The organism is Janthinobacterium sp. GW821-FHT03C08, assembly GCF_059420905.1.
On record NZ_JBWKUP010000002.1, the window covers coordinates 125,608 to 144,966 of the forward strand.

Sequence of the window (19,359 nt, forward strand, 5' to 3'; positions counted from 1 at the left end):
AACTTATGTTGTTCGGAAAACAAATTAAAAAGAGTTTGGAAAGCTGAAAAACGTATATGGGGATGACGCGCGCAGTGTCCGTATAGGGGGCAGACCCTCATGTGCGTTGGCGCCAAGCTTTGCGTCAGCGCTGTTGGGGGTCTGACCCCGAGGATATTGCCACGTGGAGCGTCTGAAAATGCCCAGGGCCAGGCGGAGTGCCGAACGTACGGCGAGGCAGGACAACGACGCCATGGGCTTTTTCAGGCGCTCCTGCGGCGTTCGCGCAGTAAAAAACGGGCAGGATCAAGCGCCTCGGCCAGCTGACGTTCCAGCGGCAGCGGCTCGCCCTCCAGCTGGCAGGCCAGCAGCTCGGCCGCCAGCGGCGCCCAGATCAGGCCGCGCGAGGCGTAGCCGAGCAAGCCATGCAGGCCGGGCCAGCGGGGCACGTCGCGCAGGCGCTCGCAGCGCCCCGGCACGCCGGGGTCGGGCAAGGCGCCCGCCAGTGGCAGGCGGTCCGGCGCCACGCAGCGAAAGCCCGTGCGCCCGGCCAGCGGCGCCTCGAACGGGGGCACGCCGAGGATGGCGGCGACCTTGCCGATATTGTCGTGCTGGCTCGCTACGCGCACGCTGGCATCCGCGTCCGCGTCATAGCTGGCGCCCACGCAGACGACGCCCCCGTGCGCCGGCGTCATGTAGGCTTCGCGGCAGACGACGAACGGCAGCGATGGCAGGCTGCCTTCGGCCAGGTGCGTGACCTGTCCCCGTACGGCGTCGAGCGGCAGGCCGGCCGCCTGTCCGAACTGCACGGCGCCCGTGCCGGCGGCCAGAATCACCGTGGGCGCGGCCGCAATCAGGCCGCCCTGCGCATCGCGCACCAGCCATTCGTCCTCCACGCGTTCGAGGCGCAGCGCGCTGCTGGAAAAGCACCGCGTCAGCAGGGCGCCACAGGCGTCCAGCATGGCCGCGCAAACGGAGGAGGGGCGCGCCCAGCCGCCCTGTTCGAACCACCATGCGCCGTCGGGTGCCGGCGCGCCCAGCATGGCGGACGCTTCGGGCGCCTCCAGCCAGCGGGCGAATTCAGGGGGATACATGCCGCTGGCGGAGATCTGCCGCTGCACCTGCGCATGCGCGCCATCGCGCGCCAGCTGCAGCACGCCGCACTGCGCGCCCTCGAAGGCGGCGCCGATGCCGCCCAGGTCCGCCCAGTAGCGCAGCGAATGCAGATATGCGGCGCGCACCAGGCGCGTGGCGATATTGTCGTCCTTCGACAGCTGCGGCATGAAGATGCCGGCCAGGTTGCCGGACGCCTCGCTGGCCGCCTGCGCGTGGCGTTCGATCAGGGTCACCTTCCAGCCGCGCGCGGCCAGCCGTTCGCAGGCGGCCGCGCCGGCCACGCCCGCGCCGATGACGATGGCGCGCCGCTCGGGCGCCGCCGCGGCCACGTGCTCTCCCCGCCGCGCATAGAACGTGGCGCGCAGGCGGCTCTCGTCGAAGACAAAGCCGTTTCCCTGCAGCGCCGCGCGCTGCGCCTCGTCAAGATGCACGGCCTGCAGCTGGCCGCCGTCCGTCATCAGCCGCGCCAGCACCGCCACCGCTGCTGGCACCCACGCCAGGTGCACGGCGTCGATGCGCGCCGCCAGCTGTGCCAGGCAGGCCTCGGGATCGCCGGCCAGCACATCGAGCGTCACCAGGCCGTCGCGCGAAACCATGCGGTGCTGGCCCGGCACGCAGGGCGGCCATTGCCTGCGCCATTCCTCCGGCAGATGGCTGGCATCGACGGGACGCGGCGCCAGCGCGATGTAATGCAGGCGCCGCCCGCCATGCGCGGCACAGGCAGCATGAAAGCGGGCGCCGTCGAAATCCGTGTCGAGCAGTACCAGCGCGCGGCGCATCAGCGCCCCGCGCGGCAAAAGCAGGCGGGCGCGTGGTCGTTGACCATGCCGATGCCCTGCATGTAGGCGTAGATGATGGTCGAGCCGACGAACTTGAAGCCCCGCTTGAGCAGGTCTTTCGACAATTGGTCGGACAAGGGGGTCTTCGCGGGAAACTCGCCCGCTTGCCAGCTGTTGACGATGGGCTGGCCATCGACGTAGGCCCACAGGAAGCTGTCGAGCGTCCGGCCTTCCGCCCGCAGGCGCAGATAGGCTTGCGCATTCGTGATGGCGGCCGCCACCTTCAGGCGGTTGCGCACGATGCCGGGGTCCGCCAGCAGCTGCGCCACCTTGTCGGGACCGTAGGCGGCGATCTTCTCCGCATCCCAGCCATCAAAGGCGGCGCGGTAGGTGTCGCGCTTGTTGAGGATGGTTTCCCAGCTCAGTCCCGCCTGCGCGCCTTCCAGGTTCAGCATTTCGAACAGGCGGCGCTCGTCGTGGCAGGGCACGCCCCACTCCGTATCGTGGTAATCGAGATAGCGGGGATTGGCCGGATTGGCCCAGGAGCAGCGGGTAAGGGTCGCGGTCTTCGTCATGGTCGAGGTCTTCGTGTGCGGGCAGCTGCCAGTATAGATTATCGGCCGCGCAGGATGCGCCCCAGTTCCTGCACGCCGTGCGCCAGCTCGGCCGGGGGAATGGCGGCGAAGCCCAGCAGCAGCCCCGCCGGCGTGGCACAGGCGGCGCCAGCCTCCGGGTCGGCATAGTGCCCCAGCGGGCGCAGCTCGATGCCCCGTTCCAGGCCTGCCCGCGCGACCGCCTCTTCCTCGTGAGCGCCGCGAAAATACGCGCACAGTTCCAGGCCGCTGTCGGCCGGGCCGCACGCGAGCTGGTCGTCGAGTTCGCGCGCGATGCCGCGCAACAGCAGGTCGCGCCGTTCCGCGTTGCTGTCGCGCGTGCGCCGGATATGCCGGCCAAAGTGGCCCTCGGCGATGAAGTCGGCCAGCGCCATCTGCGGCACGATGGCCGTATGGCGGTCCATCACGGCCTTGGCCTGCACCAGCGCCTCGGCCAGCGCGGGCGGCGCCACCATGTAGCCCAGGCGCAGCCCGGGAAACAGCACTTTCGACAGGGTGCCCACGTACACCACGCAGCCGGCCCGGTCCAGGCTTTGCAGGGACGCCAGCGGCGCGCCCGTGTAGCGGTATTCGCTGTCGTAGTCGTCTTCCACCAGCCACGCCTTGTGCTGCGCGGCCCAGGCCAGCAGGGCCAGGCGGCGGGGCAGACTCATGCTCACGCCCAGCGGCATTTGGTGCGAGGGCGTCACGTAGGCCAGCTTCGCCTGCGGACAGTGCGCCACGCCATACGCCACGTCCAGCCCCTGCGCATCGACGGGAACGGGAAAGACGCGCGCGCCGGCCGCGCGCAGGGGGCCGCTGGCGCCCCGGTAGCCGGGCGACTCCATCCAGGCGCAATCGCCCGGTGCCAGCAGGATGGTCGACAGCAGGAACAGCGCCTGCTGCGAGCCGGACGTGATGACGATCTGCTGCGGCGTGCAGCGGACGCCGCGCGAGGCCTTCAGGTACACGCACAGCAGCTCGCGCAGCGGCAGGAAGCCGGCCGGGTCGCTGTAGCCGAACTGGTGGTCGGGGCGGCGCCAGCGCCGCGCTTCCAGCCGGGTCCACACGTCGAAGGGAAAGTGGTCGATGCGCGGCATGCCGACGCGGAAGGCGCGCAGCGGGCCACGGTGTATCGCCACCTGGCGCATGGCCGTCACCACGCCCTGCCCGCGCGCCGACAGGGGCCGCAGCAGGCCGGGCGTGCCGGGCGCCGGCGCGGCGGACGGGGGCACGGACAACGGCACATCAGGGCTGATGAAGGTGCCGCGCCCCACGCTGCCATCGAGGTAGCCTTCGGCCGCCAGCAGCGCATACGCATTGAGCACCGTCTGGCGCGACACGGCCAGCAAGCGGCAGAACGCCCGCGTGGGCGGCAGCTGCATGCCGGGGCCCATGCGCCCGTCGAGGATGGCGGCCTTGATGGCGCCATACAGCTGGCGAAAGAGCGGCTCGGCGATGCCCCGGTCGAGAGGCAGGGTGGCGATGAGGGAGTTCACATGGGAAGTCGGCATGGCGGCAATCATGAATTGGTAGCTTCAAGATAGCACTTATTGGCTGTTTTAAATAGCCAAGATCGGCGCTAAGATGGCGATCCCCCCCCTTCAACATGGAGTACCCATGCAGCAGTTTTTCGCCACCGTGGCCTGGCAGCGCGACGCCCAGGATTTCGCCGGCCAGCGCTACAGCCGTGGCCATGAATGGCAGTTCGACGGCGGCCTGACGGTCCCCGCCTCGTCGTCGCCCCTGTCCGTGCCGCTGCCGATGTCCGTGGCGGCCAATGTCGACCCGGAAGAGGCCCTGGTGGCTGCCACGTCGAGCTGCCACATGCTGTTCTTCCTGTCGCTGGCGGCGCAGCGCGGCTACGTCATCGACGACTACCGCGACGAGGCCGTCGGCGAGCTGGGCAAGAATGCACAAGGACGCCTGGCCATGACGCGCATCGTGCTGCGTCCGCGCATCGCCTTCGCGGGAACGCCGCCCTCGCCCGAGGCGCTGGCCGCCCTGCACCACGACGCGCACGCGCGCTGCTACATCGCCAATTCGCTGACGGCCGACGTCATCGTGCAAGGAGTCGCCTAGATGTACACGCCAGCCACCTTCCGCGAAGAGCGCCTCGACGTACTGCATGGCCTGATCCGGGCGCATCCCCTGGGCGCGCTCGTGCGCCATGGCGCCGATGGCCTGTGCGCCGACCATCTGCCGTTCGAGATCGCCGCGCCCACGCCTGAAGCGCCCTTCGGCATCCTGCGCGCCCACGTGGCGCGCGCCAATCCCGTGTGGCGCGCCGACGGTGCCGGGACGCTGGTGATCTTCCAGGGACCGCAGGCCTACATCACGCCTGCCTGGTACGAGGAAAAGCAGCGCAGCGGCAAGGAAGTCCCCACCTTCAACTACGCGGTGGTGCATGCCCACGGCCCCCTGCGCGTCATCGACGATACGGCGTGGCTGCTGGCACTGGTGGAGCGGCTGACGGCGCGCCATGAGGCAGATCAAGCCGCACCGTGGAAGGTGGGCGATGCGCCGGCCGACTACATCGGCAAGATGCTGAAGGCCATCGTCGGCATCGAGATTCCCCTCGCGCGCCTGGAAGGCAAATGGAAGCTGGGCCAGAACCGCAGCGTGCAGGACCAGGCCAGCATGGCGCACGGCCTGGCGCTGGCCCATCAGCCCGGCGCGGCGCAAGCCCTGGGCGCGCTGATCGCCGCCAACGTCAAGATAAGCAGCTGACGGCCGCCGAAAACGTCAGGAACGATAGCGCCGTCGACACCAGAATGATGCGGGCGATGCGCGCCGCGCTGTGCTCACGATGCTGCGCAAGGCGCGAGGCGCGGCCTGCGACATTGAACAAGCCCCGTCACGCCAGCCAGCTGACGGCCGCCGAAAACGTCAGGAACGACAGCGCCGTCGAGACCAGAATGATGCGGGAGATGCGCGCCGCGCTGTGCTCACGATGCTGCGCAAGGCGCGAGGCGCGGCACGCGACATTGAACAAGCCCGGTCACGCCGGCCAGCTGACGGCCGCATTGAACAAGCCGTCACGCCAGCCAGCTGACGGCCGCCGAAAACGTCAGGAACGACAGCGCCGTCGACACCAGAATGATGCGGGCGATGCGCGCCGTGTTCGCGCCGAAGCGCTCCGACAGCAAGGTGACGTTGCTGGCGCTGGGCAGGCAAGCCACCAGCACCATCCAGGTCAGGGCAAACGGGTCAAGCGGCGCGCCCAGGGCGATGGCCGCATGGCCCATGCCCCACACGAGCAGCGGGTGCAGCAGCAGTTTTTTCAGCGCCACCGGCACATATTCGCCCAGCGGCGCGGGATCGCCAGTGCTCATCTGCGAGCGGGCCAGCACGGCGCCGATGGTAAACAGGGCCACTGGCGAGGCGGCATCGGCCAGCAGGCCCACCGTCTGCATCAGGGGCCTGGGCAAGGCCAGCTCCAGCCACGAGGACAAGGCGCCCAGCACGATGGCCCACGGCATCGGGTTGCCCGCCATGCCTTTGAGGGCGTTGACTACGGCCGCGCGGCCGCCCTGCGCGCCGCCGCTGCCGATGCGCGACAGGGCGATGCACAGCGAGCTGGTAATGAGCATGTCGACGACGATGGTGACGATGACGGGGCCGGAGGAACGGGGTCCCAGCAGGGTCAATAGCAGGGGCACGCCCATGAAGCCCGTGTTCGGAAAGGCCGCCACCAGCGAGCCGAAGGCCGCGTTGTTCCAGTCGATGCGGTGGCTCAGGGTCATGGCCATGGTGACGCCCACCATGATCAGGGCGCACAGCAGGTAGACGCCGAAGACGCTGCCGTCGAGCAGCTGCGCGATGGGCGTGGCCGCGCCGAAGCGGTACAGCATGCAGGGCAGCGCGAAGTACAGGACAAAACTGTTCAAGCCGCCGATGGCGGCCAGCGGCAGCAAGGCGCGGCGCACGGCCAGGTAGCCGCACAGCACCAGGGCGAAGAAGGGAAAGGTGATGGCAAGGATGGTCAGCATGGCGCGCCATTGTAGCGCGCCCCGCGCACCATCCCGCTGGCGCAAAAAAAGGCCGCTCACGCGGCCCAAGGAGGTTTCGCAGAAAACGCCGGCCGCCGGCTACGGCTTGAGCTGGGCGCGGATCTCGCCGGCCGGGTAGGCGGCGCTGTGCACGTTCACGTACAGGTTGCCCGCCTGGTAGCTCGCATACTGGGGCGGCGTGAGCATGGTGCCAGCCGGCACGGCAAACATGCCGGTGCTGGTCTGCATCAGGGGCACGATGACAGGGCCGTTGGCGCCAGGGGGCGCTTCATGGATATGCGCGACGGTGGCCACCATGCCCGTGTAGCGCACGCCACCGCTGACGCTGCGGTCGTGCCCGACGCGGATATTGCTGCTGCCGCTGGCCGTGCTGGTGTTGGCCGGCACTTCCTGCGCGCCCGTCAAGGTGACGTCATGGCCGTCCGGATGATGCGGACCATGGGAACAGGCGCCCAGCAGGGCAGCCAGCGCCAGCACCGTGGCGACACGGCGCGCGTGTTGTTGCAATGTGCTCATCGCAGTACTCCTTCAACGGACATCGGATCACGGATGGCGCCCTGCCCGTAGCGCCGGGCCTGCGCCGTGTGTCGCGCAAAAAAATCTTGCTGTCATGCGACAGTAACGCCATACCGCCGTGCCCGCTTTGCTTTGCGCCAAACCACGTGCGCGCCTGCCGTCGCGCCCTCAGGCCAGATGCCCTTCCGCCACCCAGCCCCGGTTGGCGGGCGCGGCCTTGGGCTTGGGCGCGATGCCGCTGCTTTTTTCCGCATCGAGGATGATGCTGCGCATGCTGTCGCTGGCAGCCGGCCCCGGCGCGAACGCGTAGTACTCGTCATTGATGGGCAAGCCCGTCATGGCATCGACCAGCACCGGATCGGCGGCCAGGCCCGTGTCGCGGCTGGCGATCACCAGGCTGGCGCCTTCGGGGGCAAAGTTCTCGTTGCCCCAGGCGATAAACGCCAGCAGGACGGGCTTGAAGGCGCGTCCGGACTTGGTCAGCACGTAGTCGTAGCGCGGCGGCTTGGCGCAATACAGGCGGCGCGTCATCAAGCCCCCTTCCACCAGGTCGGCGAGGCGGCGCGTCAGGATGGTGGGGGCGATCTTGAGGCTTTTTTCAAATTCGTCGAAACGCGTCTTGCCATAAAACGCTTCGCGCAGGATGAGGATGCTCCACCATTCGCCCACCTTGCCCAGGCTGCGCGCAATCGGGCAAGGCAAATTATTAAAGTTGGTATGTTTCATGACCATCTCCTCACATTAATTTAAAACAACAATCGAAAAGTATTTCAGTTGCAACACGGAAACTTAGTTACTATCACCTTGCAAGCCTCCCCCCCGCCCCGGCGAGGGATTAAAAATACGCAAAAACTCACACTTTTCTTGCTCTAGTACAATCATGCTCAGTTCAGCTTCTCCAGTCCCGATGTGCGAAACGGCGTCAGAGAATGTTGCTTTCCGCCCGTTTTTCACCCGATACGCTGAGAGGACTCCTTTGAAGCTTGCCGTACTGCCTGCCCTGCTCGCCATGTCCCTTTGCCAGACCACCACCGCCGGTACCGTCTCTTCCGCCACATTCCAGGCCACCTTCGTCGTCCACGAAGCGTGCACCGTCGTCTCGCAGCGCAGCGGCACCCAGGTGCGCTGCCAGCACAACACGCCCTATCTGCTGCTCCAGCAGACAACGCCATCGGGCGCCGGCCTCGTCACCGTCACGTTCTAAAAATAAATCGTTGCCGTCACCGTGTCCTTGTAGTCGCCAGGACGCGGCGACACCTGCGCCGGCACGCGGCCGTAGATCGTCAGCGGCACGCTGGCGCCCGTGCCCGTGCCCGTCACCATGCTCGTGCCTGCTGTCCCATCGCCCCACAGCGGGCCATCGAGCGTGGCGGACAGCAGGTAGCTGACCTTGTCCGTCGTTACAATGTTTTTCATTTGGCGATTCGCCACATTGGCCGCCACGCTGCCGCCGTTGAGGGCGATCTGGTACGCATTGTTATTCACGCAGCGCACCGACAAGGTGCTGGTGCTGCGCAAATTGCCCGTCAGAATGGAGGCATTGGCAAACGCCATCGGCGTGGCCGTGATGGTGCAATCGTTGATGGCCGTGGCATTCACCGTAAAACCGAAGCTGCCGCTGTTGACCGTGCAACCAGACAGGTTGACGAGGCCATACGTGGTGTAGGTATAGGTACCCTGGCCGGCAAAGCTCGAGGTATAGACGGTATTGGCGTTGGCGACCGTCGGCACGGTGGCCAGGGCGCTGCCGGCAGGAATCTTCGCGTACACGGTAAAGGTGGTGGAATACGTGCCGGGCGGCGCCAGCAAGCCGGCCGAGAGGATCATGCCGAAGGTCGACGGCGCGCCCGCCACGCCGGCGCCGCCCCAGATCTTCGCCGTGGCATACGAATTGTCCACGTACACGTTGTACTCCATGCGGTTGCTGCCATTGCCCAGCTTGCGCGGCAGGGCCGAGGTGGAATTCGTGCCCAGCCCCAGCGAGATGCACACTTGCGCGTTGGGCGTGAGCAGCTGCCCCAGGTTCAGCGATGAAAACAGGCAACTGAAGGTGCCCGTGGCCTGCGCCACGTAATCGCTGCCGGCAATCGGGCTGACGTTGCCGAAATCGATATTCGTCATGCTGACCGTGCAGGTATCGGCCGCCTGCGCCACGCTGCCCCAGGCGCAGCCCAGCAGCAAGGTCAGCCATGGCAGCAGGCGGCGCATCAGCGGCCTCCTCCGGTAGCGCAGCGTAGCGGGCCGATCACGGGCAAGCCGCCCGCCGCCGGGCGCGCATAGGCAAAGCGCACCGTGCACGCGCCGTCGCCCTCGCCGACCTGCAACTGATTCTGTTCGAGCAGATCGTCGACGAAAATGATGCCGTCAAATCCCACCACCGTCTGCTTGCCGCTTTGCACATGCAGCACGGGCAAGCCCGTGGCCAGCGGCTTGCCATCGGCGCCTTGCACGATGACGGTGGCGGCGCTGTAGCGTTCGACGGGAAAGGCCGCCAGCACGCCGGCCAGATATTGCGGCACGACATTGATATTGGTCACGGGCACGCGCGCATCGACGTCGAGGTCGTCCGTGGCGATGCTGATCTGGTTATTGCCATAGGGATTCAAATTCGGCACCAGCAGATAGCCGCTCCCGCCCGTCACGCCGATCTGGCGGTTTTCATGCAGCACAGGAATATTGCCCACGCCGCCAGTGGATACCAGCGCAAAACCGTTGCCCACTTGGCGCGCCGCCTCGATATGCCCATCCATCAGCACCAGCGCGCCGGCCGCGCCCAGCGAGGAAGCAGTGCCCAGGCTGCTGCTTTGCGCACGCGCGCTCACGCGGCCATAGTTGCCCAGGTATTCCAGTTGCGCCTGCCGATAGGCATTGCTGCCAGCGGTGCCGGCCTGCAAGCCCCAGCCAAAACCGCCGCCGAAGTCCGCCGCGCGCTGCGCGCTGATGTTGCGGCCGCTTTCGCCATTTTGCCGGCTGCTGCTCGTGCTGATGGCCAGATTGTTGTCAAACGCCATGCTCAGGCCAAAATAAAAGCCCCGCTTTTCGCGTTGCCGCAAATCCTGGAACAGGCTGGCGTTCAGGAACAGGCCGTGAAACAGGGTGGCCGAATAGCCCAGGGTGGCCAGCTTCGATGGCGGCGCGCCAGGCGTGCGATAACTGATATAGCTACTGCTGATGCTGCTTCCTGCCGGCAATGGCAAGCTCACGGTGAGGCGGTCTGCCGCGCGCACCGCGGGACTGCCATCGCGCGTGGCCAGGTCGCCAAAGCCGGCGCTGGCGCGCACGCTTTGCGCATCGACGCTGAAGCGCGGCCCCATGTACTGGTAGCCGGCGCCCAGCTGCGCGCCGCGGTACCGGCCGGCGCTGGCCGATAGCGAGCCGCTGAGCACGCCCGCCTGCCCCAGCCGCACCAGCGCGCCCGCGCCCGCCTGGTACAGGCCGGCAGCCAGTTCCGCATGGCCTTCGATGGTGAAGCTGTCGCTGACGCCATGGCGGCCGGACGCGCTGGCAAGCAGTTGCCGCTCGTAGCCGAACAGGCGGCGGCCATAGTCGTGCCGCACGGCGCCCGCCTCGACCGAGTAATCGCTCAAGCCGGCAGCCAGCATGCGCGTATCGACATACAGGGGCAGCACGGTCGTCACGCTGCGCCCCAGCGCATCGCGCGTGATGATGGTGGCTTGCCCGGCGCCGTTGATGCCGGCCACCTGGTTCAGCACGAATGGACCGCTGGGCACGCTGGCAGCATATTGCTGCACGCCATTAACGTACAGGCTCAGCGACGAAGGCACGAGCGCCGTGCCATCGACGGACGCGACGGGAAACGTCAGCAGGTCGGGACGCAGCTGAAAATTCTTGCGCCACTGCACCCCGCCCACGCGCACGGCGCGGCTCCAGCTGAGCGAAGAGGAAATCAGGTCGCCCACCTGCCACGTTTGTAGCGTCTCGGGGTCGGCATGGCTCCAGAAGGTATCAAAACGCATATACCTGCGCTGGTCCGTCCCCAGGTTCAAGGTACCGGTATTGCTGAACACGCCGCTGTCATTGAAATAGCGCACATCGTTGAAGACGGCGACACGCCGCGTCTGGCCCAGTTCCCCATAGGCTTCGTAATTGAGGACGGCGCCGGGCGTGACGCGCGATGGCGGCGTCTGCGGCGCCGTACGCGCACTGATGCGGTATGGCGCGCGCAAGTCGTCCGCCACCTGCAGCGACACGCTCTGGCGCGCCGCATCATAGTCATAGCTGAGTCCGGGAATCGCGTCGAGCGCCACGTCCGTCTGACCGGGTGCGACCAGGCGCGCGGGGTCCAGCCCCAGCTGCTGCAAGTTCGCCACACTGCTGCGCAAGCCTTTGCCCACCTGGGTAAAGCGCAAGATCAGCCCGGTTGATTCAGCATTCACGGTTACCTCCAGATACAGTTCATTCGGCGCCATCGGATCGCTGGGCAAGCTGGCCGGTCCCGGATCGGCGCCCATCCCGGCGGCCGGTCCATCGGCCCTGGCCACCGGTGCCATGGCCAGCAACAGCAGCAGCAAGGATGCCAGTGCGCGTCTCATGGTTTAACCCGTTTGCGCCCATGCCCACGACGCGCGGCAAGCCCGCCTGTCATGGCGGCCCGTTTCAAGGTGTCGAATTCGTGGCAACGAGCGCCTTCGCGTTCACATTGACCGCTATACTCAACGGTCCGTCCAGTTCAGCCTCCCTGGCGACGGGCAGGCGCCAAACGCGCATGCGTGCCGCCAGGACATAACCAAACAGCCCCTTGCTGATGACAAACTCCTTGCCCGCCTGGTTCGTGAACGTCATCGCCCCGATCTGCGCATGGACATTGCCACTGTTCTTGATACGCAACATCCACTCGCCCTGCTCGCGAAAGACTTGCCAGTCGAGCGCTTCCCGGCCCGGCGCACCGGCCGGCAGCACGAACACGGGCACCGAATAGCGCAGGCGGATATCGACGCCGCTGCGGCCCGAGTCATCGTCGCGGCTGACCTCATCGATGAGCACGCGATACGTCTGCTCCTGCGCGACGACGCCGGCCTGGGCACGCACGAGGCGGATGGTTTGCCGGCTGTTGGCGGCGATTTCGACGATCGGCGGACTGGCCACCAGTTCCTGCGTGGGCGCCAGGACTTCCTCGCCACCGCGCTGATCCCAAGCGAACACGCGCACTTGTCCATAGATGGGCTGGTCGCCCAGGTTTTGCAGGTTGATGCCAGCGGCACTCTGCGCGGCGCGCAGATTGAGCGTCACCGGCGAAATCTGCAGATTGGCGCCGTTCGCGCCTGCGGCACAGCAAGCCAGCAGCGCCAGCACGCTTTTCATCAGGAAAGTCAAACCGGCCTTCACGCAGCGCCTGGCTTAAAAGTAAACGGTGGCCGTGATGGTCGACTTGTAGGTATCGGGCGCCGGCGTCGCCTGCGGCGGAATATTGCCATACACCGTGATCGGCTGCGATGAGCCGTTGCCGGTGCCGCCGACGGTATTCGTGCCTTGCGTATCGCCCCATAAGGTGCTGCCGGCCGTCTGGTACAGATTGAATTGCACCGTCCCCAGGTTGCCGCCGGTACCGCTCAGGTAGCGCGTGGTGCCGGTCGAGCCAGTGCCCGTGCCCGCCGTCAAGCCCACGTTATACGGCGTGGTATTGGTGCAGGTGACACTCACGGTCGTATTGACGTTCACGGCAGTAGCCAGTACGCCCTGACTTTGGCCAAAGTCGAGATTGGCCGCCGCAATGGTGCAATTGGCGATGATTTTCAGGGTGACGTCAAAGGTCGTGGCGTTGCTGCCGTTCAGATACACGGCCGCGTCGGCGACGCCTGGCGTGAATGCCGTGCTGGCAATGGCGACACCGGCGACAGCGATCAAGCGGGGGAAAATCACTCGCAACATGATACCTCCTGATGATGGAACATCATTAATGAGCCCGTCAATATGAAGGGCATCGAGGATAGTCACGGTATTGCCGGCGTTTTCTTGGGCACGCAAACCAGGACAACAAAATATCAGCGCTAAGAGCCAGGAAGCGGTGGGCCTCAGCTTTTTTGCCGCATTTGCAAAACAGATTTTTTAACAAGCGACATTGCTTTAAATCAATGCATGAGTGGATTATTAGCGATCTGGGAAATTGCCGCTTCTTCTTGCGGAGAAAGCTCTTTTGAAACACGAGAAAAGCAGAAAAAAAATAAAAACCGAGGCATAATAAGCCACAACTTGCTTTTTGGTTAAGTCATCCATGCCATGCCATTGACCAGCGAACCCATCAGAAAAAACATCTTGATCGTGGACGATTCCGCGTTCGAGCAGCGCATGCTGATGGAGTTGCTCAGCGAGCAGCCCTACCGTTTCAGCATCGCCTTCAACGGCTACCAGGGCTACCAGTTGGCCCTGGCCACGCATCCGGACCTGATCCTGCTCGACGTGCGCATGCCCGAGATGGATGGCTATACGGCGTGCCGTTTGCTCAAGGCCAATCCCGAGACGGAACAGATTCCCGTGATCTTTCTCAGCGGCGCCGATGCGGCCAAGGAGCGCATCATGGGCTTGCAGGTGGGCGGCGTGGACTACATTTCGAAACCGTTTACACCGGAAGAACTGGCCGCGCGCATCCATATTCATCTGGGATTGATGCGTAGAAGCAACAGTACGCTGCCCGTCGTGGCCGAGGTGAGCGAGCAGCAGAAGCATCCGGACCTGGTCTTCGTCAACGCCGTCAAGCAGCTCATCCTCGACAACCTGGGCAGCCTGCCCAACCTGTCCGAAATCGCCCGCAGCGTGGGCACCTACCGCGAAAAACTGACCCTGATGTTCCGCGAGCAGACGGGCATGACGGTCTTCGCCTTCATCCGCGAAGCGCGCATCGCCCGCGGCGTGGAATTGCTGCAGCAGACGGAAATCGACGTGCAGGATGTCGCCCTGCTGATCGGCTTCCACAACGCGGGCAATTTCGCCACCGCCTTCCGCGAACGCATGGGCGTCACGCCCAGCGCCTACCGCCAGCGCCTGCATGAACAGACAGGGCTGCGGCAGGCGGCCAACGGGCATTAGAACTTGTAGTTCAGCTTGAGCGACGCGAAGCGGCCGCGCGGATCGGCTTGCGTATAGTCAAAGCCCGACGCCGAGTAATCCCACGGCGCGCGCTTGTTGGCCAGGTTCTGCACGATGAAGGTGACGTTCGCCGCCGGCGTGACTTGCCAGCTGGTGGTGACGTCGAAGGTGCTGAAGGCGGCCACCGATTCATCCAGGTGCGTGCTTTGCGCGTAGCTGCCCACGTAGTTCCACGTCAGCGTCGACGACCATTTGCCCTGTTCCCACGTGGCCGAGGTGACGCCGCGCCATTTCGGGATGGAGCCGAAATAATTCGTGCCGGCGCCGTCCGTCAGCGGTGCGCCATCCGACAGCGGTTCCGCAAAGCGCAGCACGCGGCTCAGCTGGCCGGCCAGGGTCAGCTTGCCCCAGTCCTTGTCGGCGAAGCGCTGACGCAGGTCCAGGTCGATGCCCGACACTTCGCGCTGTCCCTGGTTGCGGTACTGGCGGTATAGGGTGGTGATGCGGCCATCGGCATCGCGCGTGATCTTTTGCGGCGCCGACGCTTCATTGGCGATGGTGGTGGTGGCGCTTTCCGTGCCGATCACGCCATCCTGCTTGATGCGGTAGTAGTCGAGGCCGATGCTCGAGCTGCTGGTGGGCGACACCACCACGCCCAGGTTCAGGTTGTTCGAACGCTCGGGACGCAGCGCCGTGTTGGCGATGGTGATGGCCGTCACGCCGCGCGTCTGCGTGGGCGTGACAGGGTCCTTCGGATCGAGCACGCTGACATAGCTGACGGCCGTGCTTTGCGTGATTTCCGGCAGCGACGGCGCGCGGAAGCCCCGCGACACGGTGCCGCGCACCAGCAGCCACGGCGCCGCCTGGTAGCGGGCGCTGGCTTTCGGCGAAAACGCATTGCCGAAATCGCTGTAATGGTCGGCGCGGCCCGCCAGGTTGACGGACAGGTCTTTCACCACCGGGACGTTAAATTCGGCAAACAGGGCCGACACGTCGCGCGAGCCGTTGATGATGTTAATCGCCGGGCGCAGCTCGGTGCCCGACAGCACGGCCGTCGAGGTTTGCGAATCCATCTTTTCGCGACGCCATTGCGCGCCGGCGGCAAAACCCAGCGGACCGGCCGGCAGCTGCCACAGGTCTTTGGCGGCGGAAAAATCGACCGTGTCCAAGGTCGATTCGGCCGGACGCAGGGTCGACAGGCGCAGGCGGTTGCGCACCGCTTCGCTGTTTTGCGATGGATCAAAGAAGTTATAGCTGCCATCGGCCAGCACCTGCTGGAATGCGTAGCGGTTGACGAAGTTCTGCACGGTTTCTTCCAGCTTGCTGCTCGAGTGCCCCACGGCCGCATCCCAGTCCCAGCCCGCCAGCGTGCCTTTCAGCCCCGCCAGGGCGCGGTAGAACGTGACCTTGTCCTGCTTCAGGCGCGGCCCCAGGTCGAACAGCGTGGCCGTGAACGGCAGGGGCGTCGTGCCCGGATTGTTCGGATGGCCCACGGGCAGCACCACGGGGATGGTATCGAGCGCCTGGGTGGCATTGTTCCACACGCGCGTGGCATTGTTGACCGTCAGGGGGGCGCTGAAGGTCTGGTCGGCACGCGAATAGCTGTGCAGCAAATCGACGTACGCTTCCGTGTCCGCATTGAGCTTGAAGGTGGCACGCGCCGCCGTGTGCACGCGCTGGATGCCGGGAATCAGGGTTTTGTAGGGCGAGGGGTTGTACGCCAGCACCTGCCCCGTCTTGCCGGGCGTGATGTCGCCATAGTTGACCAGTTGCAATGGTCCGCGCACGCCGCCCAAGGTCTTCGTCGGGTCCGTGCCCGCATAGTTGGTGATGGCCCAGCCCAGGCTGCCACGCTGCTGGTTGCGGAAATCCGCATCGCGCATCCACGCCACGTCGCTCTGCTGCAGCTTGTCGCGCTGCTGCGCGTCGATCGAGAAGACCAGGCTGTAGCCGTCTTCCTCCAGCTTGCCAAAGCCCGTCTGCAGCGCCGCGCTCTTTTCATGCTGGCCCGTGCCTTCGGTCGAGCCGCCCCACTGTGCCGTGATGTCCGTGCCCGTGAATTCCTTGTACAAGATGATGTTGACCACGCCGGCCACGGCATCGGAACCGTAGACGGACGAGGCGCCATCCTTGAGCACCTCGATGCGCTGCACGGCCGCCATCGGCAGGCTGTTCAGGTCGACGAAGGTTTCCTGCAGGTTTTGCGCCGTCGCATAGCTGGCCACGCGCTTGCCATTGACGAGGATCAAGGTATTTTTCTGGCCGATGCCGCGCAGCGACAGGCCCGAGGTGCCGGCCGAGAAGCTGCCCGTATATTGTTCGTTGTAGCTGTTGCCGCTGTTGGCGGAGATGGCACGCAGCACGTCGGCCACGCTGGTCTTGCCGCTGGCTTTCAATTCCTTGGCGGTGATGACCTGCACGGCGCTGGCGCCCTCTTTTTCGCTGACGCGGATATTCGAGCCGGTGACGTTGACGCGCAGCATTTCCTCCTCGGCGTGCGCGAAGGAGGGAAAGGCGGCGGCGATGGCAAGACTGATGGCGAGTGGTTTGAACATGGTTTCCTCTTATTGGGATTGGGGGCCTTTTTCCGATAAAAAGGCCGAACGGGGGCACGCGGACCGGGCAGGCCAGCGGACACAGACAGGCTTATGAGCGAATTACGGGATGCGTGGACGGCCACGCATCGGCATCCACTGCGCCATGCATTGCATGGTCAGCTGGTGCCGGGCGGCGTAAAAACTGGCAGAAGGGATAAAGCGCAACATAAAAGACACCGGTAAGCGGGGAAAGGCCACTATATCTCGGCGTCTTTATGGCGTGAACGAATTTAAAATTGATTGTATATACGATTTGGATCTAAGGACTTGATACTTAGCAACATCAGGCGTCGGCGACTGCCGCGCCCGGAGTTACGGACTCGGCCACGGCGCGGCGCGCCTGCACGCGCCACCAGTACCACGACAGCAGCGCATTGAACCAATAGGCGGCATACAGCACGGCCGTCAGGTGCAGGCCGCGGCTGTAGTACAAGGGCACGGCCACGGTATTGACCAGCAGCCAGAACGCCCAGGTTTCGATGCGCCGGCTCATCAGCAGGAATTGCGCGATGATGCTAAATACCAACACTGCCGAATCGATGAAAGGCGCGTACGCGTTCGTCCAGCGGTGCAGCAGCAGGCCGTAGATGACGACGGCCGCTATGCCTGCCGGTACCACCCACGCCAGGCTGCGCCAGCCCGTGCGCGTGATCGGCAAGGGCTGGCCGCCCGCGCCGCGCCGCCATTGCAGCCAGCCGATGACGCAGGTGACGATGAAAAACAGCTGCAGCAGCACGTCGGCGTACAGGTTGACCTGGTAAAACAGCACGGCGAACAGCACGCAGCCGACGATGCCGGTCCACCAGGAATGAATATTGTTGCGGCCGGCCAGGATGATGGACACAGTCATCAGCACATTGGCGGCGATCTCGAGCGGGGGAGTCAAGCGGTGGTCCTTTGCGGGGCGGTGGATGGATGCACCGCGCCACTATAGCCGATTTGCTCCCCCGCATCACACGCGCCGTATCAGCCTGCCCGGCGACGGTACGCGATGCCACACAGGCCCAGGCCCGCAAGCAGCATCGCATACGTGGATGGTTCCGGTACGGCCGAGAGCGGGGAATAGGTCAGCGTCAGGACGGGTTTGATAATGCCCAGATTGGCAGTCGATGGTGTCGTCCAGGAATAGTAACCATCATCGCCTTGTCCAGGAAACCATTGCCCGCCACCTGGCGTCACCGAAGCCCAAGCATAGACCTCAAGCCAGACCTTAAACGTTTGCGGCAGCAGCTCTGTGCTATTTTTCAGGGAAAACGGCACAGTTCCATTCAGATCGTTGAAAAAGATCTTTTTTTGCGCATTATTCGACGGATCCGTGTTTTCCCCGTAGGTACCAAAATATGCCTGCGAATTGTTTGTGGCGCTGCCCCCCCAATACGAATAAGGCCAGCTGTCGGGGTAATCCGGTGCCGGTATCAATGCGCCGCTGATCACGCCGCTATACTCGACGCTGATCACGCGATAGCCATCGCGTGCGCTGACATCAAAAAAATCCAGTTTCCCGTCTCCAACCGACGAGGAATACGTCTCCGTTAACGAATAGTTGAGTCCGGCGATATTCGTCAGGTCGAACTTGGCGACATTGTTGCTATCGGAGATCAACTTGAGGCTCCCGCCCCAGTCAGCTCCAATCGTAAAACCTTGCGTTGCTATCGTGGTACCGGCAAATGCGCTCGATGAGAGGGAAAAAACCAGGACGGCAGCCAGGGCGGACAATTGATGGGCCATATATTCCTCGAAGTGGAAGCTGCCAAAATTAGCAACAAGATAATTAAACCACTGTTTTTTAATATTATCAAATATATATTTTTATGAGGAAAATGCCATCGTGCGCTGCCGATGCGTCCTGCGCGCGGCCATCGGGGACAGTCCACGGCATGGGGAAAAATGGATACCATGCTTGACTTCCGCGGCGGTTCTGGCAAATTGAATATCAAGTTGAAACTCTAGGATGCACCGTATGCGCATGCGCGATCTCCTGTTTGCGGCAATGCTCGGCGTAGCTGCCCTGCCCGCCGCCGCGTGCCGCATGACGATGGCGCTCGAGCAGTGGCCGCCGTACGTCTACCGCGATGCCCAGGGGCGCCATACGGGCCTGGATCTGGAATTGCTGCAAGCCATCTTCAAGGAAGCGCGCTGCACCCTGGTCACCTTGCCGGAACTGCCCACGGCGCGGCGCGAACTGCTGTTCCAGCAAGGGAAGCTGGACCTGATGCTGGCCGCCTCCGAGACGCCCGAACGGCTATCGTATGCCCGCTTTTCCGTCGCCTACCGCGACGAGGCCGTGGGTTTGTTCAGCAAACCGGGCAATGCCGCCGGCCTACGCCCCGCCGCCAGCTTCGCGCAGCTGGCGCGCGGCAAGGCGACCCTGCTGGCGCCGAAAGTGGGCTGGTATGGCGCGCAGTATGCGGCGGCGCGGCCGATGCTGGAACAGGGCGGCCGCCTGAATGCCTTCGGCAGCTTCCAGCAGGGCGTGCGCATGCTCGACGCGGGCCGCGCCGACCTGCTGATGGGTGACGTGCTGGCCGTGCGCCACGAAGCGCGCCTGCAGGGCGTCGCCCTGACCGCCCTGCCCTTTTTCGTCCTGCGCGCGCCCGTGCACCTGATGCTCAATGCGCGCAGCACCAGCGCCGCCGACCTGGCGCGCCTGAACACCGCCATCACCCGCCTGGAACAGCACGGCGCGCTGGCGGTAATACGCGCCCGCTACGACGCGCCTTGA

General features: G+C 64.9%; 19 protein-coding genes. 5 read left to right on the forward strand and 14 right to left on the reverse strand.

Features of this window, described 5'->3' with window-relative positions; translation table 11 throughout:
• Window positions 1-242: 242 nt before the first annotated feature.
• From mnmC1 to pdxR, 3 genes are read right to left on the reverse strand one after another with little or no spacing between them, the layout of a single operon-like run.
• On the reverse strand, window positions 243-1,874 hold the full coding sequence (gene mnmC1 / locus AC07VL_RS02930; RefSeq protein WP_494804550.1) for an FAD-dependent 5-carboxymethylaminomethyl-2-thiouridine(34) oxidoreductase MnmC1: 1,632 nt from the start codon (window positions 1,872-1,874) through the stop codon (window positions 243-245).
• Window positions 1,874-2,449 (reverse strand): DNA-3-methyladenine glycosylase I, encoded by a 576-nt coding sequence (locus AC07VL_RS02935; RefSeq protein WP_494804551.1) that lies wholly within the window; start codon window positions 2,447-2,449, stop codon window positions 1,874-1,876. The genes mnmC1 and AC07VL_RS02935 overlap by 1 nt, the downstream gene beginning before the upstream one ends.
• A 38-nt stretch (window positions 2,450-2,487) precedes the next feature.
• Window positions 2,488-3,981, reverse strand: coding sequence for a MocR-like pyridoxine biosynthesis transcription factor PdxR (gene pdxR / locus AC07VL_RS02940; RefSeq protein ID WP_494804552.1), 1,494 nt, complete (start codon window positions 3,979-3,981; stop codon window positions 2,488-2,490).
• A 106-nt stretch (window positions 3,982-4,087) separates the two neighbouring features.
• On the opposite strand from pdxR, the gene AC07VL_RS02945 reads away from it, so the two are divergent.
• The gene (locus AC07VL_RS02945) at window positions 4,088-4,549 is read left to right on the forward strand and encodes an OsmC family protein (protein ID WP_494804553.1); all 462 of its coding nucleotides are present in this window, start codon (window positions 4,088-4,090) and stop codon (window positions 4,547-4,549) included.
• Window positions 4,550-5,197, forward strand: coding sequence for an FMN-binding negative transcriptional regulator (locus AC07VL_RS02950; RefSeq protein ID WP_494804554.1), 648 nt, complete (start codon window positions 4,550-4,552; stop codon window positions 5,195-5,197).
• A gap of 127 nt (window positions 5,198-5,324) precedes the next feature.
• On the opposite strand, the gene AC07VL_RS02955 is transcribed toward AC07VL_RS02950, so the two are convergent.
• From AC07VL_RS02955 to AC07VL_RS02970, 4 genes are all read right to left on the reverse strand, one after another.
• On the reverse strand, window positions 5,325-5,462 hold the full coding sequence (locus tag AC07VL_RS02955; protein WP_494804555.1) for a hypothetical protein: 138 nt from the start codon (window positions 5,460-5,462) through the stop codon (window positions 5,325-5,327).
• A gap of 43 nt (window positions 5,463-5,505) precedes the next feature.
• Window positions 5,506-6,459, reverse strand: coding sequence for an AEC family transporter (locus AC07VL_RS02960; protein ID WP_494804556.1), 954 nt, complete (start codon window positions 6,457-6,459; stop codon window positions 5,506-5,508).
• Between the two features lie 99 nt (window positions 6,460-6,558).
• Window positions 6,559-6,996, reverse strand: a complete 438-nt coding sequence (locus tag AC07VL_RS02965) for a CHRD domain-containing protein (RefSeq protein ID WP_494804557.1) — start codon at window positions 6,994-6,996, stop codon at window positions 6,559-6,561.
• A 168-nt stretch (window positions 6,997-7,164) separates the two neighbouring features.
• Window positions 7,165-7,722, reverse strand: coding sequence for a winged helix-turn-helix transcriptional regulator (locus AC07VL_RS02970; RefSeq protein ID WP_010394680.1), 558 nt, complete (start codon window positions 7,720-7,722; stop codon window positions 7,165-7,167).
• Window positions 7,723-7,972: 250 nt separating this feature from the next.
• Here AC07VL_RS02970 and AC07VL_RS02975 point away from each other — a divergent pair, with 250 nt between their 5' ends.
• Entirely contained in the window at window positions 7,973-8,200 is a 228-nt protein-coding gene (locus tag AC07VL_RS02975; protein WP_494804558.1) for a hypothetical protein, read from the forward strand.
• Here the strand turns inward: AC07VL_RS02975 and AC07VL_RS02980 are convergent.
• From AC07VL_RS02980 to AC07VL_RS02995, 4 genes are all read right to left on the reverse strand, one after another.
• Window positions 8,197-9,204: a Csu type fimbrial protein gene (locus AC07VL_RS02980; protein WP_494804559.1), complete on the reverse strand. Its 1,008-nt coding sequence runs from the start codon at window positions 9,202-9,204 to the stop codon at window positions 8,197-8,199. The two genes, AC07VL_RS02975 and AC07VL_RS02980, sit on opposite strands and share 4 nt — an antisense overlap.
• Entirely contained in the window at window positions 9,204-11,549 is a 2,346-nt protein-coding gene (locus tag AC07VL_RS02985; protein WP_494804560.1) for a fimbria/pilus outer membrane usher protein, read from the reverse strand. The genes AC07VL_RS02980 and AC07VL_RS02985 overlap by 1 nt, the downstream gene beginning before the upstream one ends.
• Window positions 11,550-11,613: 64 nt before the next feature.
• Entirely contained in the window at window positions 11,614-12,342 is a 729-nt protein-coding gene (locus AC07VL_RS02990) for a fimbrial biogenesis chaperone (RefSeq protein WP_494804561.1), read from the reverse strand.
• A gap of 12 nt (window positions 12,343-12,354) precedes the next feature.
• Window positions 12,355-12,885: a Csu type fimbrial protein gene (locus AC07VL_RS02995; RefSeq protein WP_494804562.1), complete on the reverse strand. Its 531-nt coding sequence runs from the start codon at window positions 12,883-12,885 to the stop codon at window positions 12,355-12,357.
• Window positions 12,886-13,233: 348 nt separating this feature from the next.
• Between AC07VL_RS02995 and AC07VL_RS03000 the strand changes: the two genes are divergently transcribed.
• Window positions 13,234-14,040: a response regulator transcription factor gene (locus AC07VL_RS03000; RefSeq protein ID WP_494804563.1), complete on the forward strand. Its 807-nt coding sequence runs from the start codon at window positions 13,234-13,236 to the stop codon at window positions 14,038-14,040.
• Here AC07VL_RS03000 and AC07VL_RS03005 read toward each other — a convergent pair.
• The 3 genes from AC07VL_RS03005 to AC07VL_RS03015 form a co-directional block, all read right to left on the reverse strand.
• On the reverse strand, window positions 14,037-16,595 hold the full coding sequence (locus AC07VL_RS03005) for a TonB-dependent receptor (protein ID WP_494804564.1): 2,559 nt from the start codon (window positions 16,593-16,595) through the stop codon (window positions 14,037-14,039). The two genes, AC07VL_RS03000 and AC07VL_RS03005, sit on opposite strands and share 4 nt — an antisense overlap.
• A gap of 325 nt (window positions 16,596-16,920) precedes the next feature.
• Window positions 16,921-17,523, reverse strand: coding sequence for a nicotinamide riboside transporter PnuC (gene pnuC, locus AC07VL_RS03010; protein WP_494804565.1), 603 nt, complete (start codon window positions 17,521-17,523; stop codon window positions 16,921-16,923).
• Between the two features lie 80 nt (window positions 17,524-17,603).
• Window positions 17,604-18,365 carry a PEP-CTERM sorting domain-containing protein gene (locus AC07VL_RS03015; RefSeq protein WP_494804566.1) on the reverse strand — a complete coding sequence of 254 codons (762 nt, stop codon included), beginning with the start codon at window positions 18,363-18,365 and terminating at the stop codon, window positions 17,604-17,606.
• 238 nt (window positions 18,366-18,603) lie between these two features.
• On the opposite strand from AC07VL_RS03015, the gene AC07VL_RS03020 reads away from it, so the two are divergent.
• A complete protein-coding gene (locus AC07VL_RS03020; protein ID WP_494804567.1) occupies window positions 18,604-19,359 on the forward strand; it encodes a substrate-binding periplasmic protein in 756 nt (251 codons plus the stop codon).